Annotated in this window: 25 protein-coding genes, 1 riboswitch and 1 other annotated feature; of the genes, 14 read left to right on the top strand and 11 right to left on the bottom strand. The window is 40.1% G+C overall.

The genetic code is table 11. The features are described 5' to 3' along the window. Window positions 1-74 precede the first annotated feature (74 nt). Together AC0VX1_RS23150 and galE are read left to right on the top strand one after the other, a co-directional pair. A complete protein-coding gene (locus AC0VX1_RS23150) occupies window positions 75-3677 on the top strand; it encodes a CDP-glycerol glycerophosphotransferase family protein (RefSeq protein WP_475469241.1) in 3603 nt (1200 codons plus the stop codon). Window positions 3678-3770: 93 nt separating this feature from the next. Then, entirely contained in the window at window positions 3771-4742 is a 972-nt protein-coding gene (gene galE / locus AC0VX1_RS23145) for a UDP-glucose 4-epimerase GalE (protein ID WP_413022066.1), read from the top strand. Window positions 4743-4914: 172 nt separating this feature from the next. Here the strand turns inward: galE and AC0VX1_RS23140 are convergent, their stop codons facing one another. Next, on the bottom strand, window positions 4915-5739 hold the full coding sequence (locus AC0VX1_RS23140; RefSeq protein ID WP_475469239.1) for an ATP-grasp domain-containing protein: 825 nt from the start codon (window positions 5737-5739) through the stop codon (window positions 4915-4917). Between the two features lie 65 nt (window positions 5740-5804). Next, window positions 5805-6017, bottom strand: a binding site (T-box leader). Window positions 6018-6163: 146 nt separating this feature from the next. Between AC0VX1_RS23140 and AC0VX1_RS23135 the strand changes: the two genes are divergently transcribed. Continuing rightward, window positions 6164-7054 carry a PhzF family phenazine biosynthesis protein gene (locus tag AC0VX1_RS23135; RefSeq protein ID WP_413022067.1) on the top strand — a complete coding sequence of 297 codons (891 nt, stop codon included), beginning with the start codon at window positions 6164-6166 and terminating at the stop codon, window positions 7052-7054. A gap of 124 nt (window positions 7055-7178) precedes the next feature. Here the strand turns inward: AC0VX1_RS23135 and AC0VX1_RS23130 are convergent, their stop codons facing one another. After that, entirely contained in the window at window positions 7179-7883 is a 705-nt protein-coding gene (locus AC0VX1_RS23130; RefSeq protein ID WP_475469237.1) for a pentapeptide repeat-containing protein, read from the bottom strand. A gap of 32 nt (window positions 7884-7915) precedes the next feature. Continuing rightward, the gene (locus AC0VX1_RS23125; RefSeq protein WP_222620182.1) at window positions 7916-8194 is read right to left on the bottom strand and encodes a PadR family transcriptional regulator; all 279 of its coding nucleotides are present in this window, start codon (window positions 8192-8194) and stop codon (window positions 7916-7918) included. A gap of 227 nt (window positions 8195-8421) precedes the next feature. On the opposite strand from AC0VX1_RS23125, the gene AC0VX1_RS23120 reads away from it, so the two are divergent. The 4 genes from AC0VX1_RS23120 (at window position 8422) to AC0VX1_RS23105 (ending at window position 11244) form a co-directional block, all read left to right on the top strand. Further along, entirely contained in the window at window positions 8422-9042 is a 621-nt protein-coding gene (locus tag AC0VX1_RS23120) for a class I SAM-dependent methyltransferase (protein WP_336059400.1), read from the top strand. Window positions 9043-9379: 337 nt separating this feature from the next. Further along, window positions 9380-10081 (top strand): class I SAM-dependent methyltransferase, encoded by a 702-nt coding sequence (locus tag AC0VX1_RS23115; RefSeq protein ID WP_413022070.1) that lies wholly within the window; start codon window positions 9380-9382, stop codon window positions 10079-10081. Window positions 10082-10216: 135 nt separating this feature from the next. Continuing rightward, a complete protein-coding gene (locus tag AC0VX1_RS23110; RefSeq protein WP_413011447.1) occupies window positions 10217-10420 on the top strand; it encodes a hypothetical protein in 204 nt (67 codons plus the stop codon). After that, on the top strand, window positions 10411-11244 hold the full coding sequence (locus AC0VX1_RS23105) for an STAS domain-containing protein (protein WP_475469234.1): 834 nt from the start codon (window positions 10411-10413) through the stop codon (window positions 11242-11244). The genes AC0VX1_RS23110 and AC0VX1_RS23105 overlap by 10 nt, the downstream gene beginning before the upstream one ends. A 120-nt stretch (window positions 11245-11364) precedes the next feature. Here the strand turns inward: AC0VX1_RS23105 and AC0VX1_RS23100 are convergent, their stop codons facing one another. Together AC0VX1_RS23100 and AC0VX1_RS23095 are read right to left on the bottom strand one after the other, a co-directional pair. After that, window positions 11365-12021, bottom strand: a complete 657-nt coding sequence (locus tag AC0VX1_RS23100) for a potassium channel family protein (protein ID WP_034310793.1) — start codon at window positions 12019-12021, stop codon at window positions 11365-11367. A 23-nt stretch (window positions 12022-12044) separates the two neighbouring features. Continuing rightward, window positions 12045-13376 carry a TrkH family potassium uptake protein gene (locus AC0VX1_RS23095; RefSeq protein WP_475469231.1) on the bottom strand — a complete coding sequence of 444 codons (1332 nt, stop codon included), beginning with the start codon at window positions 13374-13376 and terminating at the stop codon, window positions 12045-12047. Window positions 13377-13528: 152 nt separating this feature from the next. Beyond that, window positions 13529-13671, bottom strand: a riboswitch (cyclic di-AMP (ydaO/yuaA leader). Between the two features lie 329 nt (window positions 13672-14000). On the opposite strand from AC0VX1_RS23095, the gene AC0VX1_RS23090 reads away from it, so the two are divergent. Then, on the top strand, window positions 14001-14192 hold the full coding sequence (locus AC0VX1_RS23090) for a hypothetical protein (RefSeq protein ID WP_034310797.1): 192 nt from the start codon (window positions 14001-14003) through the stop codon (window positions 14190-14192). 410 nt (window positions 14193-14602) lie between these two features. Here the strand turns inward: AC0VX1_RS23090 and AC0VX1_RS23085 are convergent, their stop codons facing one another. Beyond that, window positions 14603-15202 (bottom strand): TetR/AcrR family transcriptional regulator, encoded by a 600-nt coding sequence (locus tag AC0VX1_RS23085; protein ID WP_063589913.1) that lies wholly within the window; start codon window positions 15200-15202, stop codon window positions 14603-14605. Between the two features lie 118 nt (window positions 15203-15320). Here AC0VX1_RS23085 and AC0VX1_RS23080 point away from each other — a divergent pair, with 118 nt between their 5' ends. After that, a complete protein-coding gene (locus tag AC0VX1_RS23080; protein ID WP_475469228.1) occupies window positions 15321-16046 on the top strand; it encodes an ABC transporter ATP-binding protein in 726 nt (241 codons plus the stop codon). Further along, on the top strand, window positions 16043-17059 hold the full coding sequence (locus AC0VX1_RS23075) for an ABC transporter permease (RefSeq protein WP_475469226.1): 1017 nt from the start codon (window positions 16043-16045) through the stop codon (window positions 17057-17059). The genes AC0VX1_RS23080 and AC0VX1_RS23075 overlap by 4 nt, the downstream gene beginning before the upstream one ends. Window positions 17060-17154: 95 nt before the next feature. Here the strand turns inward: AC0VX1_RS23075 and AC0VX1_RS23070 are convergent, their stop codons facing one another. Beyond that, the gene (locus AC0VX1_RS23070; protein ID WP_475471867.1) at window positions 17155-17442 is read right to left on the bottom strand and encodes a GNAT family N-acetyltransferase; all 288 of its coding nucleotides are present in this window, start codon (window positions 17440-17442) and stop codon (window positions 17155-17157) included. 1317 nt (window positions 17443-18759) lie between these two features. Between AC0VX1_RS23070 and AC0VX1_RS23065 the strand changes: the two genes are divergently transcribed. Further along, complete coding sequence (locus AC0VX1_RS23065) at window positions 18760-19458, top strand: GntR family transcriptional regulator (protein ID WP_413022078.1); 699 nt, start codon at window positions 18760-18762, stop codon at window positions 19456-19458. 75 nt (window positions 19459-19533) lie between these two features. Here AC0VX1_RS23065 and AC0VX1_RS23060 read toward each other — a convergent pair whose 3' ends face one another. Beyond that, a complete protein-coding gene (locus AC0VX1_RS23060; RefSeq protein ID WP_463500665.1) occupies window positions 19534-20121 on the bottom strand; it encodes a TetR/AcrR family transcriptional regulator in 588 nt (195 codons plus the stop codon). Between the two features lie 152 nt (window positions 20122-20273). On the opposite strand from AC0VX1_RS23060, the gene AC0VX1_RS23055 reads away from it, so the two are divergent. Next, window positions 20274-21191, top strand: coding sequence for an ABC transporter ATP-binding protein (locus AC0VX1_RS23055; protein WP_413022080.1), 918 nt, complete (start codon window positions 20274-20276; stop codon window positions 21189-21191). Beyond that, complete coding sequence (locus AC0VX1_RS23050; protein ID WP_475469223.1) at window positions 21191-22795, top strand: ABC transporter permease; 1605 nt, start codon at window positions 21191-21193, stop codon at window positions 22793-22795. The genes AC0VX1_RS23055 and AC0VX1_RS23050 overlap by 1 nt, the downstream gene beginning before the upstream one ends. A gap of 80 nt (window positions 22796-22875) precedes the next feature. On the opposite strand, the gene AC0VX1_RS23045 is transcribed toward AC0VX1_RS23050, so the two are convergent. Then, window positions 22876-23625 carry a sulfite exporter TauE/SafE family protein gene (locus tag AC0VX1_RS23045; protein WP_475469221.1) on the bottom strand — a complete coding sequence of 250 codons (750 nt, stop codon included), beginning with the start codon at window positions 23623-23625 and terminating at the stop codon, window positions 22876-22878. A gap of 524 nt (window positions 23626-24149) precedes the next feature. Between AC0VX1_RS23045 and AC0VX1_RS23040 the strand changes: the two genes are divergently transcribed. Beyond that, window positions 24150-24893, top strand: coding sequence for a hypothetical protein (locus tag AC0VX1_RS23040; protein WP_475469219.1), 744 nt, complete (start codon window positions 24150-24152; stop codon window positions 24891-24893). A 695-nt stretch (window positions 24894-25588) separates the two neighbouring features. Here AC0VX1_RS23040 and AC0VX1_RS23035 read toward each other — a convergent pair. Both AC0VX1_RS23035 and AC0VX1_RS23030 read right to left on the bottom strand, forming a co-directional pair. Next, window positions 25589-25966: a hypothetical protein gene (locus AC0VX1_RS23035; RefSeq protein ID WP_057279094.1), complete on the bottom strand. Its 378-nt coding sequence runs from the start codon at window positions 25964-25966 to the stop codon at window positions 25589-25591. Between the two features lie 46 nt (window positions 25967-26012). Then, window positions 26013-26309, bottom strand: a complete 297-nt coding sequence (locus AC0VX1_RS23030) for a hypothetical protein (RefSeq protein ID WP_475469217.1) — start codon at window positions 26307-26309, stop codon at window positions 26013-26015. Window positions 26310-26316: the final 7 nt, after the last annotated feature.

Below are 26316 nucleotides of genomic sequence, written 5' to 3'. Positions count from 1 at the left end.
TTATTTTTGGTTACTGAAATGCAAACATAATTTTGAATGGTGAATATAAATCCATAAAAGGGGATGCCTATTTAGTGAATAAGAAGGTAATAAAAAGAAAAGTCGATTTCCTTAAACAGCCTATTGTTAATTTCCTATTAAAGGAAAATCATCAGCGTGTAAATAGATATGCAAAGTATTATGAGAAATTAAGCATTCAAAAAAACACCATTCTATATGAGAGCCGTGATGGAAACAGTATGACCGACAGTCCATACGCGATGTTTAAATATATGCTGGAAAATCAGGACTATCAAGATTTTGTGCACATTTGGTCCATCCAGGATTTCAGTGTCCTCTCAGGTGTAATGGCGAAGTATAAGGATATGCCGAATGTTCAATTTGTTCAACGTAATTCAAAGGAATATTTAAAGTGGTTGGCGACAAGTGAGTATTTAATCAATAATTCCACATTCCAGTCTTTCTTCATCCCTAAAAGCGATCAGATTTACATCAATACCTGGCATGGAACGCCCCTTAAGAATATGGGCTTTGATATACCCGGTAATCCTTCGGTCTCTCAAAACGTGGTCAGGAACTTCTTGAGTGCAGATTTCATTTTGAGCCCTAATGCCCATACTACCAACATATTTACACATAGCTATAAGTTAAATGGATTGTATAAAGGTGAAATAATAGAAGAAGGATATCCGAGGATCGATTTGACGCTGAATACGAATCCGGAGGAGTATAAGGATTATTTAAGGACCCTGGGTTTGAAAATCAGTGATGCTAAGGAAAATATTTTATATGCCCCGACTTGGAAGGGGACGAACCTGGCCAAGGTGGATAATGATCTTCTTCAAATCATTGCTGATATTCATTATTTACAAAGTCAAATCGGTGAACAATATAACTTATTAATTAAGGTGCATCCATTTCTATATAAAGAAGCGGCCAAGCATTCGGAAATCAAGGATCGGCTAATACCAGACCATGTGGATACAAATGAATTGCTTGCTGCAGTCGATTTGCTTATCACGGATTATTCCAGCATTTTCTTTGATTACCTTGTTACCGATAAGCCCATTCTATTTTACACTTGGGATACGGACGTTTATGCAGAGCAAAGGGGACAATATCTCCAAAATGACGAACTTCCGGGACCCATGCTTTTTAACTCAAAAGAATTGGCGCTAGCCATTAAAGATATTAAAGATGTGAAATTGAGATATTCCGATAAATATAAAAAAATGCAGGAAAAGTTCACGAACCATGAAGATGGAAAAGTAACAGAGAGAATAGTCAAAAATATATTCAATAAGTCTACGAAACAACTAAACACAATTACCGGGCTGGATTCCGCAAAGGAAAAAATATTAATTTATCCGGGCGGTTTGAGGGATAACGGGATTACATCCTCTTTCCTTAACTTAATGAATAATATTGATTATGATAAATATGATGTCAGCTGTTTTACGGGCACTCCTCACTCATACGAGGTTTTGAAAAATATGGGCAAGGTTAATAAGAATGTGCGTTTTCTATTCAAACCTGGCTTGCCTGTTTATAACATATTGGAAGTCTATAAAGATAAATTCATCCATAACAGAGGGGAAAGAGGTTTCTTAGGGAAGAAGCTTTACCCGGAAAATGCCTATATTAGAGAGCATGCACGTTTATTCGGCAAAACAAAGTTTGATTTTGTTATCGATTTTAGCGGTTATAGCCATTATTGGGCTAAGTATCTGCTTGCGGCGGATGCAAAAAAGAAAGTTTGTTATATGCATAATGATTTGCTTTCTGATAGTGAACGCATCATTAACGGAAAAAGACCGCACCGGATTAATCTAAGGGGGATTTTTTCGGTATACAATCGATTTGATAAACTGGTAAGCGTGTCTGAGGGAACGATGGAATTAAACCGAAAGAATCTATTGGAGTATGCAGACTTCGATAAATTTGATTATGTAATGAATTCCATCAACCCGGATAAAATCCTTCAAATCGAGTCAAATGAGCCTGAAGGTAGCGAAAATGATGAAAAGGCGATGATCACAGAAAACTTCAAAGCGAGGGCGATTTTAAGGGATGTCAAGGATCATCCTGTTTGGAATACCCTTCCTGGAATTTCGAATGCCGCTCAATTTCCATTGGAAGAACGATTTGAAGGTGCTGAAATCGTGATTTCGAGGAAAACCCATGCTGATCAAAAGACTTTTTATAAATTCAGTCATGACAATCAAATAATAGGCTGGATTAGTGAAGAAGCTGTGGAGCTTCTGCCAGACAGCATCATTTATGAAAAAGAAGTGGATAAAATAGCAAGGTTAGTAAGACCTCGATCGAACTATATTTGGTCCTTGCCGTATAAAGTTGAAGGAACGTACAAAGTTTCCGGCAGTCATGATTTTAAAGGGATCATTGTAAAAGTCGATAGGGAAGCAAAAACCCAGCATTCGATTTATAGCAGAATATCAGTAAAAGACAAGATCATAGGCTGGATAGATAATTCGGCTTTATCCGTGCTTGAACATTGTACAATCAATGAAGACATGAGCTATAATGACAAGCTGCAAATCATGATGAAAAGAAAATATATAATATCGCGAAACTATAAAAACAATAAAAAGTTCATCGATAAGATCGAGAATAGAACGCTGAAGGAAATAAACACCGGTAATCAGAAGTACGGTAAAATAACCAACCCGGAAGATCATACAATCTGGACGAAGGCATATCCGAACTACAAGGCTAAAAGAGTGAGCAAGGCAATCGATTTTGAAGGGCAAATCGTTAGAATCATCAAGTATAATAGAACCAACAAAGGCGGCTATTACCTTTTCGAGATAGACAATAAGATAATAGGCTGGCTAAATACTGGAGCATTTGAAATGATAGAAGAGCCAATGGTGTTAAAGGAACGGGAAGTGCGCGGCACTGCCGAAATTAAATTAGGCGATTATCATATATGGGATAAGCCTTATGGGCTGCAAGATGCCATGGTCTTGGAAAATGGGCCATCCTTTAATGGCCGGATCGTTGAATTCGATAAAGAAGCGGTTACTCAACTTGGTACATATGCCCATATATCATTGGATGGGGTATCTATAGGCTGGATCGATAAACAGGCGTTAATCGTACAAGGGGTCCATGGGTTGGAAGTGAATGATCAATTCGTTCCATATCCTGATAAAAATGATTTTAACTTTGTCAATATGGGAAGGTTATCCCCTGAAAAAGGGCAAGATAATTTGATTCGTGCATTCGCAGGCTTTCATGGGAAACACAAAAATAGTAAACTGTATATTTTAGGACAAGGACCTTTAAAGGAAGATTTGCAGGCAATCATTGATGAGCTGGACTTAAATCATTCCATTCATCTTTTGGGTCAGCTTGAAAATCCATTTTCGTTCATGGAAAAATGTGACTGCTTCGTTCTTTCCTCACATTATGAAGGCCAGCCTATGGTATTATTGGAGGCAATGACCTTAGGAATGAAAATCATGGCTACTGATATAGTGGCTAACCGGACCGTTTTGGAAAACGGTAAATATGGTTTGCTTGTCGAAAATAGCATAGATGGACTGGAAAAGGGCTTATCTACCATGGTTAGTGATGATAATCCTGAACTAGCGAAGTTTGATTACACCCAATATAATGGATTGGCCATGGAAACCTTCAATAAATGCTTATAAAACGAGGGAGGTCCTTATAATTAGACCTCCCACTAATGACATATGCGAGATTTAAAGATTCATTCAAGCTTAAAGTAAAAGGGGTAATACTATATGATTTTGGTCGTTGGCGGTGCAGGATATATTGGAAGCCATCTTGTAAAAGAGTTAGTGAATACTGAAGAGGTTGTCATTCTGGATAATCTCTCAACTGGATTTCGTTCGCTGGTTGATTCGAAGGCCACCTTGGTGGAAGGGAATTTAGGGGACGAAGCGGTCTTGAATGAAATTTTCCTTAAGTATCCGATTAAAGCGGTCATGCACTTTGCCGCTAATAGCTTGGTCGGGGAGTCTGTTCAAGATCCTTATAAATACTATGATAATAATGTAGGTGCAACTCTTACATTATTGAATACCATGCTTAAGCATGATGTTAAGAATTTCATTTTTTCATCAACGGCAGCTACGTACGGGATACCAAATGTGGATATGATTGATGAAGGTCAGCCAACGAATCCGATTAACCCATATGGCCGCTCTAAATTGATGGTGGAACAGATCTTAGGGGACTTTGCAAAGGCATATGGACTTCATTATGTCGTCTTGCGTTACTTCAATGCGGCCGGAGCACATGCGTCAGCAGAAATCGGTGAAAGCCATGATCCGGAAACACACCTGATTCCAATCATTTTACAGCATTTATTAGGTCAACGTGAGAAGATTTCCGTGTTTGGTACGGACTATGACACAGAAGATGGCACATGCATTCGTGATTATATCCATGTAACGGATCTAGCCCAAGCTCATATAATCGCGCTTCAAGCCCTATTAACCGGGAAGAAGGATACGGCCATTTACAACCTTGGGAATGGAAAAGGATTTTCGGTTAAGGACGTAATCGACACTTGCGAAAAAGTCACAGGAGTTAAACCGACAGTTGAGTATGCAGACCGTCGCCCTGGAGATCCAGCCCGCCTGGTTGCTTCGGCCGACAAGATATATGAAGAACTCGGTTGGAAGGCATCGATAAATTTGGAAGAAATCATTGAAAGTGCGTGGAAATGGCATAAATCTCAAATGAATTAATGGTCCCTTAGGGCTCGGTAGTCATTTCAGACTGCAGACAAACTCGAAGAAAAAAAACGAGTTTGCCTGCAGTTTTTTTATTTGAAGAATGTTCCAGCTGTTTTCAGAAATCCGCCCCCTTTCCGCCAACTGTGTCGGGTCTTGGCTAGCCAGTAATACGGCAGTTTTCATTCTAAGCTTGAAGAGCTTTCCGGATTGATTTTTTCAGGGCTTTTACAAAGTTCTGACGTGTTTCTTCGGTTAATTCCAATAGGGAAAGGTACGGATTTAAATCTTCCAGCTCTACTAATAAAAGTTCACCTTGCTCATTCCGACAGGCATCTACTCGTTGGATGCCCCAATCAAGATTGTTCCAATCAATAAATCTTTTAGCAAAAGCCAGGTCTGCTTCAGTAGGGACATATTCTTTTAATTCCCATCTTTTCTCTTTATCAGGCGCATAAAGGGCGTATTGAAATTCCTTATCGATAAAATAAAAAGAGACTTCATACTCAAAGTTGATAAATGGCTGTACCAATGTGTTCTTTGATTTTGCATCCATTTTATCTCCCAATTCTTCTTTCGCGGCAAATTCCAAACCGATGGAATCCGCGCCATCTTTAGGCTTCACTATATACGTTTCCACATTGGGAAGTTTATGTAAAGATTCAAGTGTATCGATGGTCGGAATGACAGGGAATTGGGCATTCGTCAGTTCAATTAAGTATTCCTTCCCGTTCATATCAGCCTTTCCAACAAATGAGTTGTATGTTTTCAGATGGCCAGCAGCCACTCTATTACGGAATGCTAGATATTTGTCTATAAAATTGGCTACTGGACCGGCATTTCGAAAGACGATCAAGTCAAAGTCCTTTTCAAACGTTTCAATGTCTTCAGGATGGCAAAGCACTAACTGAAAATCCTCCCTAAGCTTCGAGGTAAGGAACAAATCCTCCTCATAATAATTTCTTCCCTTTGCCTCATAGTATAAATCCGTTACGAATAATAGTGTCTGCATGACTCCTGCACCCGCTTTCCCGATATTTTCATTGATTGGTTTACATACAAAAAAACCCCATCTCATTAAGAGACGAGATTTGAACTCACGGCACCACTCTTGTTTAATAATTAAACGCACATCCCATTTAACGGGGGGAAACCGGTAAAGCTTACTGAATCTTCGGCTTTACTTCTCTGGGATGATATTCGGCCAGATTCTGGACACTGGCTTTCAGCAAAGCACCAGCTCTCTTTGGAACAGAACGATAACGTACTCCTTCCCTTCATGGAATTTTACATTTGATGAATTTGAGTAATTGTATAATAGTCAGAAAATAAAATCAATGGTTGTTTCACTTACTATAGGACGAAAAGGGAATATGGATAGAGATATAGAATTACTATTCAAGTGAAGCACCATCATTTAATAGGAGATGTTAGATTTGAAAACGGTAAGGGTTTTTCATTACGATGCGTTCAGCAGTAAACCGAATAAAGGAAATCCGGCAGGTGTGGTTTTAGATGCGGATGGACTGACCGAAAAGGAAATGCAGGATATAGCGATGAAGGTGGGGTTCAATGAAACCTCTTTTCCGATGGAATCAGATATTGCCGATCTTAGGATCCGTTATTTTACACCGGGACACGAAATGAATCTTTGCGGACACGCGACGATGGCTACCATCCATGCACTGAAGACCAGGGGATTATTGGATAAAGATGAGCTGATGATTGAAACAGGAGCGGGAATATTGCCAATCAAGATCCATGCGGCGGCGGGGCCTGATATATATATTACGATGAAGCAGGCCGCACCGCAGTTTGAAGCGTTTAACGGAGATAAAGCTGGCTTAGCCAGTTCTCTCGGCCTTGATATAGAAGATCTGGAAAGTGAATTACCTATTGTTTATGGAAGTACAGGTTTATGGACTTTACTGGTTCCGGTAAAAGAAAGAAGCTCATTTAAAAGGATGAAGGCCAACAATAGCCTGTTTCCGCAATTATTAAAGGAAATGCCAAGAGCTTCCGTTCATCCCTTTTGTTTGGAGACGTACGATAGTGATGCCCATATGCATGCCCGGCATTTTTCCTCGCCCTTTTCAGGTACGCTTGAAGACCCGGTTACAGGAACGGCTTCAGGTGTAATGGGGGCTTATTATGCAAAATACCTAAAGGGTGATCTTGAAGATGAGGTGCATCTGTTAATCGAACAGGGGCATGAAATCGGAAAGGATGGCAGAGTTCGCGTTACAGCTACCAAGAACGATGGCACATACGATATTGAAATCACCGGGAATGCTGTCTACGTTAAAGAATTTGAAGTGGAAGTCTAAAGACATAATGAGATACAAGCCTGAAAAAGTATATTGAAAAAAACCCTGTGCCAAGACGTTACGTGTCTTAGCACAGGGTTCTTGTAAATCAGAAACACGGGGTGGAAGCGCCAATCGCTGTCCTTTAGATGAGGGTCACGCCGCTAAGATCAACCTTTGCTCCATGTAAAAAGTTGTAAGTGAGTTTATCCATCGAAGCTCCAGTAAAGTCGATTTTCTTTAAATCGGACATCCGAAATTGAACATTGATGAGGGTGGTATCGCGGAATGATGCCTTTCTCAATGATGAGCCTTCGAACATGGTTTGTTTGAAAGTTTCCCCATCGAATATAAGTCCAGATAAATTACAGCTTTTAAAATGGGTTTTATTATAAATGCTGTTCTTGAAAGTTACGCCTTTTAAATTGGCACTTTTAAATAAGGTGCCAGTTAAATTGGCGTTTTCGAAGATGCAATGATCTAAGTTACTGTTTTTAAATGTGCTGTTCGTCAGGTCGGAATGGCTGAAGTCAGAACGGCTTAAATCGCAGGAATTGAACTTCCCATCATGTACCGAAACCGAGCGGAAGTCGGAATCCAACAAGCGATGCCTGGAATAGTCCATGTTTATCGCCTGCTCAAGCACATTATATTGCAGGTTGAGGGATTCCATGAGCTCTGATACCTCCCCAATCGAATCAACAGTCAGTTTATACGCTTCCTGTTCACTGGCATCATTCCTTCTATGGTCACTATATTTTTCCAGTAAGTTTTGCAGCAGTTCTTCTTCCAATTCCTTTGCTGATTTTTGCACTTTTGTACGGAGCAAAAATGCTATGAACATGTGCATTCAGTTTTTCAATCACATTTCATCTTCCCTTCTTAGAGAAGGCGCTCAAGTATTCGCTTGGCCTGCTCCCAGTCATTTTTATTTTGGATATATGTGTTTTCCCCGATTGGGGTGATTTTGTAATATTTCCTTCTTCCGCCTTGTGTGGCATCTCCCCAATAAGAGATGATGCAACCATCCTTTTCCAGACGCTTTAGGCTGGAGTACATCGTCGCTTCCTTAATTTCATATTGCTCGTTGGAATTCGTATATATCAGTTTGCTGATTTCATAACCATATTTATCGCCACTTTGCAGGAGTTTCAGAATCATCGTATCTACATGTCCGCGAAGCAAGTCAGAGGATAGTTGTCGTTGAACCAAGGTAGTTTGGTTACTATGGATCATACAGATTTGGAGGGTTTATGAAAAGAAACATGCCAATTTTCGTGAAACACTGCATCGCATACTTTTTAATTGTACTAATTTTCCAGAGATATTATCCGCTTGGAAGGGATTTATGATGTTTCATGGAAGAAGTATGTAAGGGGGTGGGCATGTTGAATAATTCGTGGAATAAAGTGATTTATAAATTTTGGTCGCCCGTTTATGACAAAATCTTCAACTCTCATCTCTTTTTAGATGCCAGGAAAAGAATGTTTGAAGAGCTGGATTTTCATGATCATGCAAAGGTCCTGTTTGTGGGCGTAGGTACGGGGGCCGATTTGGAGTTGATCAAAAACCTTGACCTTGAGATAACGGCAATAGACCTGTCAGCGGATATGTTAAAAAAAGCGATGGGGAAATTTGATGATGCATCGATCAATTTCCTCGAGATGGATGCACAGCATATGGAATTCACTAATGAATCGTTTGACTATGTAGTGGGAAGTTTGGTTCTTTCCGTCGTACCTGATGCCAATGAATGTCTTCGGGAAATGATCAGGGTTGTAAAAGGCGAGGGGAAAATAATACTATTCGATAAGTTTATTTCTAAAGATGAAATTCTTTCAGTGCCCAAAAAGCTTCTGAGGCCGATCATTCAATTTTTGGGAACGGATATTGGCTTGAGGTTTGAAGACTTGTTCAGTGGACATGGGGATATTATGGAAATTGAAGAAGATCGGCCGATCATGCTGAATGGAATGTATAGAAAGATAATCATCAGTAAACGGTTATGAGGACATCACCAGATAGAGCTGAGTTTTGCTTTTTGGAAGCTAAACCGGATACGCTGTAAAGAGCATGTAATATTTGACATGCATGTATAAAACCCATGTCTTCACTAACATGGTTAATGAGCTGATCATCGGGTTATTGAGTAAGAACGGATCATACCATCAGAAGGCAGTTTACATGCATCATTGATTCCTTTAAATTCTAGTGAGCAATATATAACAACAAGGTCCAATGGTGTCTGAACGTCATATGTAACGCATTTTTGATGCACCTGTTACATAGGCACTGGGCGAAATCAGTATAATTAAATCGTGGGATAAAATGGAAGAGGTGATGGTTTTGTCGGAGACGATTACAACCTATGAAGATCTATTGAACATGCTGGACTCATTATTGCGTGAACCAACTGGATTCTGGAATGGTTTTTATGAAGATCGCACAAAAGGGGTTCCCTTTTTCGAAAATTTCCCAGATGAGAATTTGGTTTCATATTTTGATGGTGGGTTAATTGGGCCAGGGAAGGTTCTTGAGCTTGGATGCGGACCTGGCAGAAATGCCATTTACCTTGCTCAAAAGGGCTGTTCCGTTGATGCGGTGGACCTTTCGAAGGAAGCCGTTGAATGGGGAAAAGAACGGGCAGGAGATAAAAATGTCCAAGTGAACTTCATTCAAGGGAATATATTTGATTTGGATATTGCAAAAGGACAATATGACTTCGTATATGATTCAGGTTGTTTTCACCATATTGCTCCACATCGAAGGATGAATTATTTGGAGATGGTGAAAAAGGTGTTAAGGCCTAAGGGGTTCTATTCGATTACTTGTTTTGTCGAAGGCGGCATATTGGGTGGTGCCGATATTTCAGATTGGGAAGTATATAGGCAAAGAAGCCTTAATGGCGGTTTAGGTTTTACTGAAGAAAAACTCAGAATGATCTTCAAGGAATTCGAAGTGGTGGAAATACGGAAAATGAGGAAAATGGAACAATCGGATGAAACCTTTGGGGTGCAAGGTTTATGGACGGCTTTATTTATGAAGTGAGAAGGAGAAATGGTTTTAAACCGAAGGATCTGGGATCAGGTCCTTTTTTGCGTGGAAATTGTTAACAAAAAATAAAAATGGTAAACTATAACAACACTATAAAGTTTTAGAAACGGGTATTTACCAGAATGATAGATGAAGGCTTTTGCTGATCTTTTTTTAAAAAACATGGTTTCAAAAACAGCTGGGAAGGTAAATGGAAAGAGGGGGCCATCAGGAATCAGAGAGCTTAAGGTTTTAAGTATGGAAGAGGTTGTCTTTGATGCTTGCTGTTTTGATAAATTAGATTTATCGATTGCTTTTTATAAAAAACTAAATAGGAGGAGTTTATGCACGTAAATAAAGAATTATATGCCTTTTTATTGGGTGTGGCAGCACAATTGACTGAGGATTGGTACGCATCCTTGAATAAAAGTGATAGTACTGGTGTATATAGCTCAACCGATCCCAAAGTGATTAAAAAACTTAAGCAGCAAAATAATGAATTCCATTTACGTTTCTTTCAGGTTTTTGATACAGAGGAGAGGGAATTCTTTAAGCAGCTTGGTGATTGGATTGAAGCGATCGGTCAGGATCAGCAGCATTTAAACACACCCATCTATTTTATATTGAGGGAGTTTTTCCGTACGCAAGAGCAATACCTGGGTTATATTGACCGGTTTGTGAAATTACATGGAGATCAATATACACAGGAGGAAATAAACTCCTGGTATCGGATTGTGGTGAAGGTGTTCAGTGAAGTGATGGAGAGGTTTACGGAAGCGAATCATAGGTATGCCAATAAAATCATGAAAGCCCAACAGGCAACGATCGATGAATTGAGCACACCCATCATTTCCCTTAAAGATAACACGGCATTGCTTCCCCTGATAGGCGATATTGACACGACGAGGGGCATGTCCTTGCTTGAAAACACCTTACAAAAGTGCGCTGAAAAAAATGTCACCAGGCTTTTCATTGACCTATCCGGCGTTCATTCAATAGATAGCGGATCCGCACACCAGCTGTCTCAATTGATTGAATCCTTGCATTTGATCGGAATTCAAACAACCCTTTCAGGACTTCGGCCGGAAATAGCCATGACTGCCGTTAAGCTTCAACTGCCTTTTGATAAAGTGACAATAAAGTCCACTCTTGCCCAAGCGATCAGTACGATAAAATAATACATACATACCCAGGGCTCGGGGATGTTCGTTATAAGTTTCATCGAGAAGGCCTCCATATGGCGGTCTTCTCGTATGTATTAGCCTTCAAAAGGAGCAAGAGCCGGAACCTGCCGGATTTTATTCAATATTGGCAAAGACGGCTAGATCTTCTTTATTGCCAACCACTAAAAGCATATCTTTTTCATGGATATCCTGATCCGGTGACGGTGCTATGATGATTTCTCCATTACTCACGATGGCAATGACGCTGATATTATATTTTGCCCGTAAATCAAGCTCCCTGAGGCTTTTTCCCTTCATGCTCATGGGGAGGATGATTTCCTCGATATTGTATTCTTTAGAAAGCTCGATATAGTTCAGCATGTTAGGGGAAAGGAGCTGGTTCGCGACCCGTTCCCCCATATCCCTCTCAGGATAGATGACCCAGTCGGCACCGACTTTTGTGAGCACCTGACCGTGATTTTTATTAAGTGCTTTGGCAATGACTTTTTTGATCCCAAGCTCTTTTAAAAGCAAGGTAGTTAAAATGCTCGATTGCATGTCATTTCCGATGGCTACGATGACACAATCGAAATTACGGATTCCGATTGCTTTCAATGTCTCTTCTTCGGTCGTATCCGCCATGACGGCATGGGTAACGTTCAGTTCCGCATTTTCGACTCTTTCCTCGTTCACATCAATACCCAAGACCTCTTGGCCTGCCGTATATAATCTATGGGCCACACTGGTTCCGAATCTGCCTAAACCTATCACGGCGTATTGTCGTTTTCCCATCTTTTACACTCCTTCATTCATTATTAACCAATCATGATTTTCCCTTTTGGACGTCGGAACGGATCTGGCTTGCGCCTCATGGCGATAGCAAAGGCCAAAGTCAAAGGACCGACACGGCCTGCAAACATCGTGAAAATGATGAGCATCCGGCCAACCGGTGATAATTCCGGGGTCAAACCCATTGAAAGTCCCACGGTGGCGAATGCTGAAGTGGCTTCGAACAAAATCATCAAGAAATCAGTTCCGCTTTCAGTGATGGTCAGCAGAATGGAGATGATGGAAACCATGAATACACCAATGAACGTAACGGATAATGCTTTAAAGATCGTTTCACTCACGATGCGGTGACGGAACAAGACCACATCACCCTTACCTTTGATCTGTGACCAAACCGTTCCTACAAGCGTGGCCAATGTCGTCGTTTTAATCCCGCCGCCAGTCGATCCGGGTGATGCCCCAACGAACATCAAGAAAATGATGAGCAGTAATGCAGGCTGTGTTAAATCAGGGATATTCAGCGTGTTGGAGCCTGCCGTCCTTGGTGATACCGATTGAAATAAGGACGACAGCATTTTACCCATGAAAGATAAAGGCTGCAATGTCTTGGCATTGCCGTATTCGAATAAAAAGATTAAAATCGCGCCGGCAATCGTAAGGGTCACGCTAGTCGTCAGAACGATCTTCGTATGTACGGATAAACGATGTGCATTCCGATATTCGTATAGTTCATTCATCACGATAAAGCCTATCCCGCCAACCGTGATGAGGAAGGCGACGGTAAGGGTTACGAATGGATCCGATGCATATGGGGTCAAACTCCTGAATTCCCCCATTAAATCAAAGCCGGCATTATTGAAATTCGAGACGGAATGAAAAACCCCGTAATAGATCGCTTTGCCGGTTGGCATGTCAAAAGAAAAGCGAATCGATAAGATAAGGGCACCCACACCCTCAATGATGGCCGTGAAAATTAAAAGCCGTTTCACTAATCTGACTACACCCGCCATGGATAGATTATTTAAGGACTCCTGCAAGAGTAACCTGCCTTTTAAGGAAATCTTTTTGCCTAGAAGGAAAAAGAAAAACGTCGCAAATGACATGAACCCTAAGCCGCCTATCTGAATCAGTGTTAAGATGACCAACTCACCAAAAGTGGTGAAGGTCGATCCCGTGTCCACTACGACCAGCCCTGTTACACATGTAGCGGAAGTCGAGGTGAATAAAGCATCCAGAAAAGAAAGACCATGGCCATTTTCTGTGGAAACCGGCAGGGTCAATAAATAGGCCCCGATAAGTATCAGGATGGCAAAGCCGAGTACAAGTATTTTTGGCGGATCCAATAAATTTTTTGTCATTCTCAAATGATCATCCCTACTGTATGACTTTTAATCAACAATCTGCTTTTCGAATCTTTTTAAAAGCATAATAAAAAGACCTGCGAAAACATCGAATAGCTGTATTGCCACAAAAAGCGTGCAAAAAAAGCTCCCGAAATAGGCGGTCTTATGACCTCCTTCGCTTTAGCCGACGAAGTTAGCTGACGGGTAGGATGGCGAAAGAGCTGATCTCATCCCTTCTGCAAGGCAGAATTAACCCCAAATGATTGGGTCCTCCGTACTCATTTACCATGAGTTTTGGCCGAAATGCATTAAATTGATAAACGTATTCTACTCCCATCATTTAGCAGTTGTAAACCCCTAAATCGGAAAAATATATTTCTTTAACAAAACTGAAAATTTACGTTTTATTTACATTAAAAAAACGTATTGACAAATATTAGTTAGCACATTATGATAGGTTCGATTAATCCAATTATGATAACCGGCATCGATGTACTTTATTCAATAATTTCAAGCAGAACATGCTATTGCCAATCAAAATTTGTAATAGATATATTATATTTCTTTTGTAAAAGATAAAGAAAAAAGCAGTACATTATTAGTTAAATTCAATACATTTTATTAAAAAGGCGGGCAATTATGGAGAAGACGTTCAATAGATATGTTATCAATGCTACAGGCAAGGGTGGCCAAACATATTTAACACAATGCCAGGATAAAGATGCACTAAGGAAATGGATAGCCGATCATGAGGATCAAATCATCATGAATGAATTAAGGATAACGGATAAGAAAAAGAATCCGTTTTTAAAACTGTTTTCCCCAAGGTAAATCAACTGATTCCAACATTCATAGCGGTATTCAATTATTGTAATCCCTGTGTTCTATCCAGGAACGGTGAGCGAAAAATCCATATCTTGTTTTGCTTTTAAACTCATTATATTTAATGAGTTTTTTTGCGTTATTTACAGTATCGAACTATTAATGTTAAAATTTAGTAATTAATAATGTGGACGTAGAGAAGAGAAAAGTAAAATGAAATGAAATGACCACTTTCCGAGAGCAATCGAGGATTGTTGGGTATGTATGGGGGGCATCGCAAATTGGTCGCGTTCCTTGGGGACGGGGTTTTTTATTGTACGGTCAAAGGGGGAGAAGCGATGACATTAAGAAATGCATTAGTATCCTGGAAATACCCTTCCATTCTTTTGTGTGGAATAGGTATCTCCAACTAAAATCGTTCATTGGATGAATGTGCGCAATTGGCTGATGAAGTTCAAGATTTGAAAATGGATTTTCGCCATTTCTTCCGCCGTTTGTTCCTCACAGTTCTCCAGCCACTCAGTAATCACCCCTAAAATCGCCGATGTCAGGAAGGCGTGCATATACATGCGGAATGCTTCATCTTTAGCTGCAGGATGCAGGCTGATCAAACGCTCCAACAGTACTTCACCGAAAACCCGTTTTATTTTTTTCGCAAAAGAAGGGTCTCCCTGATCACCAAGAATGGCCCTTAATGCGTGAGCATGTTCACTGATGAATTGAAAAATCGCTATGAAAGGCGGATAAAGTTGCTGTTGATTAAGAGCCAAAAAAGCCTCTTTAGGCAAAATGGCAGTAATGCGGGTTTGAAGTTCATGTAACAATTCCTGCTGTAAGTGATCCATCAATTCATATTTATCTGTGTAGTGCAAATAGAATGTGCCCCGATTAATATTGGCGCGCTCTGCAATTTTCTTCACGGATACATGTGAGAACCCCTCTGCTTCGATAAGTGCAATAAAATGATGTTGTATCTGTTTTTTCGTCTTTTGTACCATATCCTCATGAATCGATGCCATGGAATGTCTCCTTCACTAAACATTTTTCCAAATGTGTTGATTGTATTAGACCGAATGCTACCTTAGAATGATGATACACTCAACACCGTGTTAATTAAAGAGGGAGGATGTGTGTGCAATGAAAAAGGCGATTTCCATTGATGGAATTGCTAAGGGTTTCAAGCAGAAGAAGGTCATTCAGCCAATGAGCCTGGATATTGAAAAAAGCGGAATTTTTGGTTTGCTAGGTCCATCCGGATGCGGAAAGACGACCTTGATTAAAATGATTGTCGGATTGATTAAACCCGATACGGGTAAAGTCACGGTTCTGGATCATGAAGTGCCAAATGAAGCCCTGTTAATGGATGTCGGCTATATGGCACAGTCCGATGCTTTATATACAGAATTGACGGGAGCTGAAAACCTCGAATTTTTTGCGAAGCTATACCGTTTTTCGAAAAAGGAACGAAGGGAACGCATTCAATATGCAGCTGAAATCGTACAGCTGACGAATGATTTGAACGTTCGGGTTGCCCATTATTCAGGGGGAATGAAACGCCGTCTTTCACTTGCGGTTGCACTCATCCAAAATCCGGAGATTCTCATATTGGATGAACCGACAGTAGGAATAGACCCTTTGCTGAAACAATCGATTTGGGAGGAACTTGAACGTTTAAGAAATGAAGATGATAAGACGATCATCATCACGACGCATGTGATGGATGAAGCGGAACGATGCGATAAACTGGCGATGCTGCGTGAAGGTGAAATCATCGCGGCAGGAACCCCTGCAGCTTTAAAAACTCAATTTGCCGCGGAAACGCTTGATGATGTTTTTTTAAGGATTGGAGGCGGCCTAAAATGAGAATTGCCTCTCTTGTTACTCGCATTACCCAGCAGATGCGCCGGGATCGAAGGACGCTCGCTTTATTTTTCCTGGCTCCATTGCTCATTTTAACGCTCATGTATTTTATTTTCGATACAGAGGCAAGTGATTTGAAAATCGTTGTTACAGGCAGTGATGAAACGATCGTTAAAGCATTGAAACAAGTGGATTTTCAAGTCACGGCTTCTGAGGAATTCTCTCAGGAAAAGATGATTGAAAAGGATACGGATGGCTGGCTGCATGTTGAAAATGGCAAAATGAAACTCACACTTTTGAACGACGAACCGACCCGGGCAAAGGCCGTTCAAATGCAAATGATGCAAGGCTTGCAAGGGAATGAAAAAAAAACTCCTTCAATTGAGGAGAAATATGTTTACGGAGATGCCAACACAAAGGGTTTTGATACCTTCAGTCCGATGCTCGTCAGCTTTTTCGTTTTCTTCTTTGTATTTTTAATAGCGGGGATCGCGCTTTTGAAGGAGCGTACAAGTGGTACGTTGGAACGGCTGCTTGCCACACCGATTAAAAGATACGAAATCGTAGCGGGCTATGTGATCGGATATGGCTTATTTGCTCTAATTCAAACCATAATTGTCGTGCTATATGCTGTCAATGTATTGGATATCGTCCTTGTTGGCTCCATTTGGCTCGTTTTACTGACGAATATACTGGTCGCGCTCGTTGCATTATCGCTTGGTACATTACTATCGAGTTTCGCGACATCCGAATTCCAAATGGTACAATTCATTCCATTGGTCATCGTGCCGCAAGTCTTCTTTACAGGGATTTTCCCATTGGATGGCATGTCAGACTGGCTCCAAAAAATCGGCAAGGTCATGCCTCTCTATTACGCATCGGATGCCATGAATGGCATTATGTACAAAGGTTTCACGTTCAATGAGGTCTTACTGGATCTGCTCATTCTCCTGGCCTTTGCCATCGTTTTCATCACCATCAATATCATTAGCTTAAAAAAATACCGTGCACTATGAAATCAACAACAACTTAACAAAAGAAGCCGGATCCCTGGAAAGTGAGGAAGCGGCTTTTTTTACTGCATACTTTTAGTTGAAAGGGATTTTGATACTTACACCTTTTTGACTATGAGCTTTTCATTGTTATAATCTGATTCGCCATTGAATGCAAAGCCGAATTTCCTATACAAATGAAGGGCAGCCTGATTATCTTCAACTATGCTTAAATAGATTTCAGGACAATCATATTCTTCTATTATTCTTTTTATTAAAGCCTCCAATATGATACTTCCAAGCCTGAAACCCTGATGTGCAGAGGCAATGAAAAAGCGGTCTAACCACACTCTGCCATTTTCGCCTTCCCCAGTGAAAAATCCATACATCGCAAAGCCGACCAAGATATCATCATAAGATTTCCACTCCAGGCCCTCGGGGTCTCCCTTCGACGCGCTTTTCCCACAGGAGTCTCGTACCTTCCGTTCTAGTCACCTTTGTTTTATTTAGATAGAACCCTTTTGTTCACAAACTAGATAATAATTGTTTGCCGACAGCTTTTTTGTGGGTTTGTAAAATGGGAACGTTGATTTCCACTCCAGGCACTCGCTTTCCGCGGGCGCGCCTGCGGGGTCTCCCATGCCACGCTTTTCCCGCAGGAGTCTCGTACCTTCCGTTCCAATCAACTTTGTGTTTTAAAAGAAAAGCTGCAGGCAGTTCACAAGTTTAAGACTAGGTTATCCTTTAAGTTTTTTTACCTATAATCCTCATTGGATGGAAGAAATATGCGACACTCCTGCCGAAAACTGTCTAGCCGAGACCCCAAAGGCGCTTGCGCCGAGGAGGCTTGGCAGACAGTCGGCGGAAAGGGAGCGGATTTCTGGAATCGACTGAAGCGTCCTTTAATTTAAAAAACTGTGCAGGCAAACTCTCTTTATATGTTTTTTATTGTTTTATGAATACGATATAGGATGGAAGAAGTGCGACACTCCTGCCGAAATACTGTCTAGCGAGACCCGGCAGGCGCTTACGCCGAGGAGGCTTGGCAGACAGTCGGCGGAAAGGGACGAATTTCTGGAATCAGCTGGAATGTTTTCTAGAACAAACTGTAGGCTGATCTATTCCGAACCAAGTTTAAAACTAGTTTATCCTTTAAGTTTTTTTCTGTAATCCTCATTGGATGGAAGAAATATGCGATACTCCAGCCGAAATACTGTCTAGCCGAGACCCCACAGGCGCTTAGCCAAGGAGGCTTGGCAGACAGTCGGCGGAAAGGGAGCGGATTTCTGAAATCAGCTGGAACGTTTTCTTGAAAAAACTGTAGGCTGGTCTATTCCGAACCAAGTTTAAGACTAGTTTATCCTTAAAGTTTTTTCCTGTAATCCTCATTGGATGGAAGAAATATGCGACACTCCTGCCGAAATACTGTCTAGCCGAGACCCCACAGGCGCTTGCGCCGAGGAGGCTTGGAAGACAGTCGGCGGAAAGGGAGCGGATTTCTGGAATCGACTGAAGCGTCTTTTAATTAAAAAAACTGTGCAGGCAAACTCTCTTTATATGTTTTCTCGAAAAAACTTTAGGCTTCTCTTCGGATTTGTCAGCAGTCTGAAAGTAACAGAGGTTTCTTTACAATCGTTATAAAATAAACTATTGTAAAGAAAACCTATCATTCATTCTAAGTTATTGTTCTAAATCATTATGTATAGAGGAAGGTATATGGAAATATGGTTGTAAAGTATAGAATGGTCGTAGAACAAATGGAGAAAGAAATATTAGATGGAAAATATACATTAAATACTAAGTTACCCACTGAAGAAGAGATGATGAAGAAGTTCGATGTCAGCAGGAACACCATTAGAAAAGCAATCAACATATTGGTTGAGCAGGGGTATATCTATCAAGTTCAAGGAAGCGGCATATTCCTTAGGGAATTTACCAGACCGGGCTGCATTTCGATGAGGGATATGGGTGGCTTAACAAAAGTGTTTCCAAATGATGAAATGAAAAGTAAAGTGTTGAAATTAGAATTAATAGAAGCTGATGAAAAATTGGCCAAACGAATGAAATGCAATGTAAAAACCAAAATCTATAACCTGAAAAGGGTTAGATACTTAAATGGTCAACCCATTGTAATAGAAGAGTCCTTTTTCAATAAAGATATCATTCCCATCATAAATAAAGAAATCGCAAATGGTTCCATTTATGAATATATAGTCGAGGATTTGAAGTTGAATATCGGGTTTGCGGATAAAATCATTTCGTGTGAAAAACTTAATGACGATGATGCTGGGCTTTTGGACTTGCAGCCAGGTGACCCGACTTTAATCGTTGAAAGTACGGTCTTTTTAAAAGCGGGAGCCGTTTTTGATTTATCAATCGAGAAATATAATTACACTTCAGCGAAATTATTAACATTGACTTAAAGAGTGCAGGAAAATTCTTAAACAAGATGTTACGGTGTGAATGGGAGATATCGATTCACACCGTTTTTTCTTCATTCATTTCTCTTTTTCCCCAACGATCCCATAAAACAAAATCTTCATAATATCCTCAGTCAAAGGCAGGATGCTTTGATAAACCTCTTCCCGTTGGATATATTCATTCATTGCTTTTATATAAAATAAAATCGCTTCATTAGATAAGTTCGGATCAACATATCCTTGTTCCTTCCCCTGGTTAAACAGATCGATAAAGCGGGGCAGGGCCTTTTCTGTATATATTTTTTCCATATAATTGACTCCGGAAGTATATTCCTTCATTAAATATTGATAAAAATCTTCATGAATTTGTTTGGCTGTTTCATTCTTCGTGAACATGAGCTGCTTTATTTTTTCAGGGAAGGCGATGTTGCTGGCCAGTATTTGTTCAAATTCATCCAATGCCTTATCTGTATAATAAACAAAAACCTCATGAATTAGATTATGTTTGCTTTCGAAGTAATTATATATCGTTACTTGAGATACATTTGCTTTTTTTGCTATTTCCCCAATCGAAATCTTTTGGACACCATACTCCATGAATAAAGCCAAGGCAGCCTCTAATATATTCAATTTTTTTTGTTCCCTGCGTCGTTGAAATCCGTCCATTTGTTTCACCTCAACCTTAGTTTAATTAAAAATATGTAATAGAACAATTAAATTAGTTCATTAACTATTGTCAGGAATTCTTCTTTTGTATATTATGAACTAAATCAGTTAAAATATTTCATATTTTTTAATGAGAAAGAGGTGGATGAGGAATGTCAGTATTGAAAACAACGGATTTAACGAAAAAGTTTGGAAAGTTCACCGCTTTAAATGGTGTGAACATTGAAGTGAATAAAGGGGAGGTATTTGGATTCATCGGTCCCAATGGTGCTGGAAAATCAACAACGATCCGTGTGCTGCTCGGGATTTTAAAAGCGACGGATGGGGAAGCGAAGATTTTTGGCAAGGATGCATGGAAAGATGCCGTTGAAATTCATAAGCGAATCGCGTATGTTCCGGGAGATGTGAACCTATGGCCCAACTTAACAGGCGGGGAAGTCATTGATCTATTTGTTGAATTACGCGGGACGAACAATAAAAGCAGGCGCGAAGAACTAATAAAAAAATTCGATTTGGATCCTTCCAAGAAGTGTGGAACGTATTCAAAGGGAAACAGGCAAAAGGTTGCTTTGATTGCTGCTTTCTCTTCTGATGCCGACCTTTATATATTGGATGAACCAACATCAGGTCTAGATCCATTGATGGAAAGGGTTTTCCAAGAATGTGTGATGAACGCGAAAAATGAAGGAAAAAGCATATTGCTGTCCAGCCACATTCTTTCTGAAGTGGAAAGGTTATGCGATAAAGTGGGCATCATTCGGCAAGGGCAAATAATTGAAACGGGAACATTGGATCAGTTACGACATTTAACGAGAACGAGCTTGCTTGTCGAAACGAAGCATCCTATTCCTGCTTTAGGGAATGTAAACGGTATTCGGGATATCGTGATGAAAGACCAGGCACTTTCATTCCAAGTGGATACAGATGAATTGGATAATGTCATGAAGTATATAAGCCAGTTTGGCATTGTTAAATTGGAAAGCGCGCCGCCTACATTGGAAGATTTATTCATGAGCCATTATGAAGGTGTAAGGAAGACTCCAGATTCTGGGGCGGGAGGTGCGTTATAATGGAGAACCAGTCTTATCATAATACAGGAAGGCTCTCCCGATTCATCGTACGGCAAGATCGGGTCCGGATCCCTGTTTGGATCATTTCCTTATCCGTCCTTACATTTATGGTTGCGATGGCATTCACCGATCTGTACCCGACTGGGCTAGAAAGGCAAACCATTGCAGAAACGATGAAGAACCCTGCAATGACAGCGATGGTGGGGAAAGGTTACGGCCTGGATGACTATACAAACGGAGCGATGATGGCGCATCAAATGTTACTATTAACCGCTATGGCCGTGGGGATAATGAATATTTTACTTGTTACACGCCATACACGCGCAGATGAAGAGGACGGCCGTATCGAAATGATCCGTTCTTTGCCGGCTGGACGATTGGCTAATTTATATGCAACCATTTCCGTATCGTTAGGAACGAATGCGTTGATCGCGATAATAATGGGTTTCGGGTTGTATGCTCTGGGAATAGAAAGCATGGATTTGGAAGGTTCCCTTATGTATGGAGCTGCGTTAGGGGCAACCGGTATTTTCTTCTCGGCAATAACGGCATTATTTGCCCAGCTTACCGAGAGTGCTCGAGGTACGATTGGGTACTCCATCACAGTATTGCTTCTCTCCTATCTTATTCGGGCGATAGGGGATGTCAGCAATGAAACACTTTCCTGGTTTTCACCCTTGGGTTGGGTTTTGGGTTCAGAAGTATATGTGAATAATTATTGGTGGCCAATCATCCTTACGATCGGTGTGGCAATCATTTTGGTTGCCTTATCTCTATATTTGAATGCCATCCGTGATTTGGAAGCTGGATTCATTCCGGCTAAGCCCGGTCGGAAATATGCTTCATCGTTTTTAAAAAGTCCGCTTGGTCTCGCGCTGAGGCTTCAGCGTACAGGATTGATCGCCTGGGCAGCCGGGATGTTCATTTTGGGAGCATCTTACGGTTCCGTTTTAGGTGATTTGGAATCCTTTTTTACAAAAAATGAAATGATGGCCGAACTATTGACGCCAGTTGAAGGCTATTCACTGACAGAACAATTCTTGACAATGTTGATGTCAGTCATCGCCATGATATGCACCATCCCGCCTTTAATGGCGATGTTAAAACTTAAAGGGGAAGAAAAAAAGAATCATACTGAACATTTACTGAGCCGTGCTGTATCCCGTACAAGGCTTATGGGCAGTTATCTTATCATCTCCGTTATTGGCGGTTTTCTCATGCTTGCGCTTGCTGACATCGGTCTTTGGGCAGTCGGGAATTCCGTGATGGATGAAGGGGTTGCTTTCGGCACTATATTTAGTGCAGCGGTGGTCTACCTGCCTGCGATGTGGATCATGATTGGTATCGCCGTGCTGTTTATTGGCTTTGCACCAAAATTATCCGGCTTGACTTGGCTTTACTTGACCTACTCAATCTTAGTCGTTTATTTAGGGGGAATGCTTCAATTCCCGGAATGGATGGGAAAACTAACACCGTTCGGCCATATTCCGAAGCTTCCTGTTGAAGATATGGATTTCATGAAAGTATCCATGCTTACAATCATAGCTATCTTATTACTGGCTGCAGGCTTTCTCGGATATAACAAACGGGATATCCGCGGTTGACGGTTCGACTATGATTCTATTATTCCTGAAAAAAGCCTGATTCCTCGTTGTTTTAATGAGAATCAGGATTTTATTGGTTATCAGTCATGGGGAATCAATAATAGTACACCTAGTGCAATGATGATGAAGAATAAATAACCTTCGAATTTCTTCGGGGGAATTCGCTTATTCATGAAGATTCCGAGACCTGTCGCAAGTAATATAGCTGGAATGGAATAAGCGTAAAGAATAAGTGAATCGGCTGTCCAAAGTCCGCCTAGCGCATGACCTGTCACGACCAGGATACCGGATATCAGGAAATGGGCTTGCAATGTTCCGCGGAATCGATCTGGATTCCATCTTCGCAAAGTTCCATAGACGACGACCGGCACCCCGTTAAAGTTATAGGCGCTGCCAAGGGCTCCCGACGCAAAGCCGAACGGCCATACCCAGCCCTTCGAGTTAAGTAGTGGTTTATCCACAGCCTGAAAAAGTCTTTGCTTTAGAAGAGAATATCCCCCATATGCAATCAAAAAAACACCCAGTGCAGAAGTAATGATCATAGAAGGTGCGTAATGGAGCAAAGCCAAGCCGGCTGGTATGCCGATCACCGTTGAAGCCGCCAGCCTGATTAATACCGAGCGTTCGATATGCCGCCATCCGCTAACGACGGTTAGTGAAGCGACGGTAAGACCAGCCAATCCAATCAAGGAAACCGAAGTATTAAGCGGAATGTGAAGTAAGGCAAGCAAAGGCATGCTGACAATCGCTTCACCGAACCCGAACATCGTCCGCATCAAGGCGCCGATAAAGACTGCCGCCACCACCAATATGATGCTGCTGATCGTCATTCGTTCACCTCCTAAAAGCACAGTACACCTTCTATAATTATACCATACCAATCCAGTTTTAGACCGAGGTAACCGCACTTGAAAACGGGTTATTTAAGGCGTTTTACGCTCTTTGTGAAGTGTTTGAAATGATATTTAATAGAGAGGTACATACCCCTTATTTTTGTTTCTTATGAGCCGGAAATATGGCTGGGAAAGAGGGGGGATATCTTGAGGTGTTAATATATTTTGTTGTGAGGGTTTTCTAACAGATTAATAGAGGTAGCGCAGAATCGTTTGTTAAATTAAAAAGTTTCCTAAAGTATTGGGGGATTTGCTTTAACTCTTGTTCCTCTACTGTAATCACTCCCTGGTTTTTCTCAATAAAGAATCCGGGCTCACATTGGGAAACAAAAATGATGCGTGTTTTTAGAATATTCCCTATATTAGAATATCTTTTTCTACTAAAAATCAATTGTATTTTTATAGAAAAATTGTTATTGTTAACTTTAACTTATAAAATATGGGAAAAGGGGAAAGTTATATTGAAAAAGATTAAAAGAGTATTAGTTTTAGTTTTAGCATTAACATTAACATTTACCTTTGTCACTCCAGGATCTAACACAAAAGCAGCAGAAACAAAAAGCAATCCTTTAGAATCACCAGAATCATACATTGATTATTTGAATCAATTTAAGAAACAAACTCAAACTCGAACTTTTAGTACAAATACTACTGATACTGATGATGAGAATGTCGAAGAAATAATTGATCAATTTTGTCAACTTTCATCTGAAAAACAAGAACTATTTTTAGATATTTTATCTAATACAGAATTAATGGCATTAGTGTATGCTGGAGAATCAGATGAATTAGGTGAATATGCCGAGTATATTCAATGGACTGAATCAGATGAAACTCCATTAATTTCTACTTTCGCATCAACTAAAACTAAAACAATTAGTCATACTGGAACTTTAGGAGTTTTAGGAGTCCCTATTACAAAATATAAAATCACAGGAAAATATAATTATACTTCTAGTGGTGCTACATCAGCCCTTTCAACTAAAGGAGAAGTAGTCTATCATTATAATCCAACCATCGCTACAGATTTAACTTATTATGGTGGTTATATTAATAATAAAAAATATTACGGAGAGGTAACTTTTTATTATAAAGTTGGAGTAGGATCGCTTGGTATTGTACAAATAGGAAATGTTTATCTTAAAGTATCAGGAAATCATCTAGGAAAACTCTCAGGTAGTATAAAAACTTCTGTAAAAAAATAAATTTTACATATAGTAGGTGATTATATGAAAACTTGGAAGAAAATACTTATTGGTGTAGTATCAATTCTAATAATCTCTATGATAATTGGAATTATAAGCTTTTATTCAATTTAAAGTTTAATCTGCTAACCAAAACAAAGACCATCATTATAAGATGGTCTTTGTTTATTGTGTGCCCAGCAGGGGTACACATTAAACGCCAAATCCTTTGATAGAGGTGAGTCCTTAAATAACAGAAGAGAAAAAAAGGTAAAAGTGAAAGACAATAAACCCCTTGGCTACAAGTGGTTTATTTTGGTGTAACTGCGTACAATATCGCTAAGTTTCATCAAAAAAAACAATGAAAAAGTAAAATTAATAAAATAGGGGGACATGAAAGGGACAGTGATGGTTTTATTAAGGGAGTTTTCATGTACCCACAAAAACACTAGGCTTTGCCCATTTCAACAACTTAGTTGGGGACAGTTCTTCCTTATGCTATTTCTTCTACCAACCTTTAAGTTATGACACTTTCCATTTAGATAAATCAAGTAGTTATTTTCCTGCATAAGAAAAGGCTGAAGTGGATATACATCAGCCTAAAAAACCCTATATATATTAGCAGTCATATTAAGGTGTTTACGCACTCATTCTAGAAGAATATCCTTTAGCATTTACGAATCAATCTCAGGTCTTTTTTTCATTCAGTTAGTGAATTAATCAAAAAAGATTAAATGCATATCACTGTTAGTCCTTGATTTCGCAAAAAATTCTGCTTCATTTCCTCCATCAACAAAGCTACCGATACCCCGGAAAATGCCACATTGGCCTCGATCTAAATATCTTACCCCTACATAATCATTATAACTGTCAGGATCATACTCCCATAATTCAACTTTTAACTTACCAGCCGGACCCACGTAAGAATCCCGACAAATCTTATAATCACCACCAGTAGAGGCAAACACATCACTTTCAGCACCATTAGAATAAAGAGATTGTTCTCCTAAGTAATCCCAGCCACTTGCAAATGTAGAAGAAGGGAACAACAACGCAGCGACCAATGCCACAGCACTCATTTTAAACATTTTCATGCTCATTCCTCCTCACCCGTTTTGACTTATTATTCTCCATATAATTCTAATCAATATTTTTTATATTATCATCTATCCAAAGATTCACTTTTTCATGAAGAGTTTTTGTAGTATCCACTACTTCATGCCCAAAATATGGAATTAGAGAAAAAAGTGAAATGTGCTCGTCATTCAGTTTTGAAATGTATTTCTGAGTCATCTTTAAACTTTTAAGCCTTCCCGGATCAGGTAAACGAATTACCTCTGAATCCACCATTTGTGTAGAGACGTCTCGATTTCTAATACCAGCAATCAGCAGCATTGTTGCTGCTAAACTAACACTGCAATCCATGGAATAGGCCAATGCTGAA

The organism is Peribacillus sp. QJM3NY_7 (assembly GCF_056173225.1).
This window is presented reverse-complemented; position numbering and strand designations above follow the sequence as displayed.

Excerpts from the sequence above, each read along its gene's own strand:
- galE (WP_413022066.1), top strand. The coding sequence starts at position 3,771 with ATGATTTTGGTCGTTGGCGGTGCAGGATATATTGGAAGCCATCTTGTA.
- AC0VX1_RS23140 (WP_475469239.1), bottom strand. The coding sequence starts at position 5,739 with ATGCAGACACTATTATTCGTAACGGATTTATACTATGAGGCAAAGGGA.
- AC0VX1_RS23130 (WP_475469237.1), bottom strand. The coding sequence starts at position 7,883 with ATGCACATGTTCATAGCATTTTTGCTCCGTACAAAAGTGCAAAAATCA.
- AC0VX1_RS23125 (WP_222620182.1), bottom strand. The coding sequence starts at position 8,194 with ATGATTCTGAAACTCCTGCAAAGTGGCGATAAATATGGTTATGAAATC.
- AC0VX1_RS23110 (WP_413011447.1), top strand. The coding sequence starts at position 10,217 with ATGAAGGCTTTTGCTGATCTTTTTTTAAAAAACATGGTTTCAAAAACA.
- AC0VX1_RS23105 (WP_475469234.1), top strand. The coding sequence starts at position 10,411 with ATGCACGTAAATAAAGAATTATATGCCTTTTTATTGGGTGTGGCAGCA.
- AC0VX1_RS23100 (WP_034310793.1), bottom strand. The coding sequence starts at position 12,021 with ATGGGAAAACGACAATACGCCGTGATAGGTTTAGGCAGATTCGGAACC.
- AC0VX1_RS23095 (WP_475469231.1), bottom strand. The coding sequence starts at position 13,376 with ATGACAAAAAATTTATTGGATCCGCCAAAAATACTTGTACTCGGCTTT.
- AC0VX1_RS23090 (WP_034310797.1), top strand. The coding sequence starts at position 14,001 with ATGGAGAAGACGTTCAATAGATATGTTATCAATGCTACAGGCAAGGGT.
- AC0VX1_RS23085 (WP_063589913.1), bottom strand. The coding sequence starts at position 15,202 with ATGGCATCGATTCATGAGGATATGGTACAAAAGACGAAAAAACAGATA.
- AC0VX1_RS23080 (WP_475469228.1), top strand. The coding sequence starts at position 15,321 with ATGAAAAAGGCGATTTCCATTGATGGAATTGCTAAGGGTTTCAAGCAG.
- AC0VX1_RS23075 (WP_475469226.1), top strand. The coding sequence starts at position 16,043 with ATGAGAATTGCCTCTCTTGTTACTCGCATTACCCAGCAGATGCGCCGG.
- AC0VX1_RS23065 (WP_413022078.1), top strand. The coding sequence starts at position 18,760 with ATGGTTGTAAAGTATAGAATGGTCGTAGAACAAATGGAGAAAGAAATA.
- AC0VX1_RS23060 (WP_463500665.1), bottom strand. The coding sequence starts at position 20,121 with ATGGACGGATTTCAACGACGCAGGGAACAAAAAAAATTGAATATATTA.
- AC0VX1_RS23055 (WP_413022080.1), top strand. The coding sequence starts at position 20,274 with ATGTCAGTATTGAAAACAACGGATTTAACGAAAAAGTTTGGAAAGTTC.
- AC0VX1_RS23050 (WP_475469223.1), top strand. The coding sequence starts at position 21,191 with ATGGAGAACCAGTCTTATCATAATACAGGAAGGCTCTCCCGATTCATC.
- AC0VX1_RS23045 (WP_475469221.1), bottom strand. The coding sequence starts at position 23,625 with ATGACGATCAGCAGCATCATATTGGTGGTGGCGGCAGTCTTTATCGGC.
- AC0VX1_RS23035 (WP_057279094.1), bottom strand. The coding sequence starts at position 25,966 with ATGAAAATGTTTAAAATGAGTGCTGTGGCATTGGTCGCTGCGTTGTTG.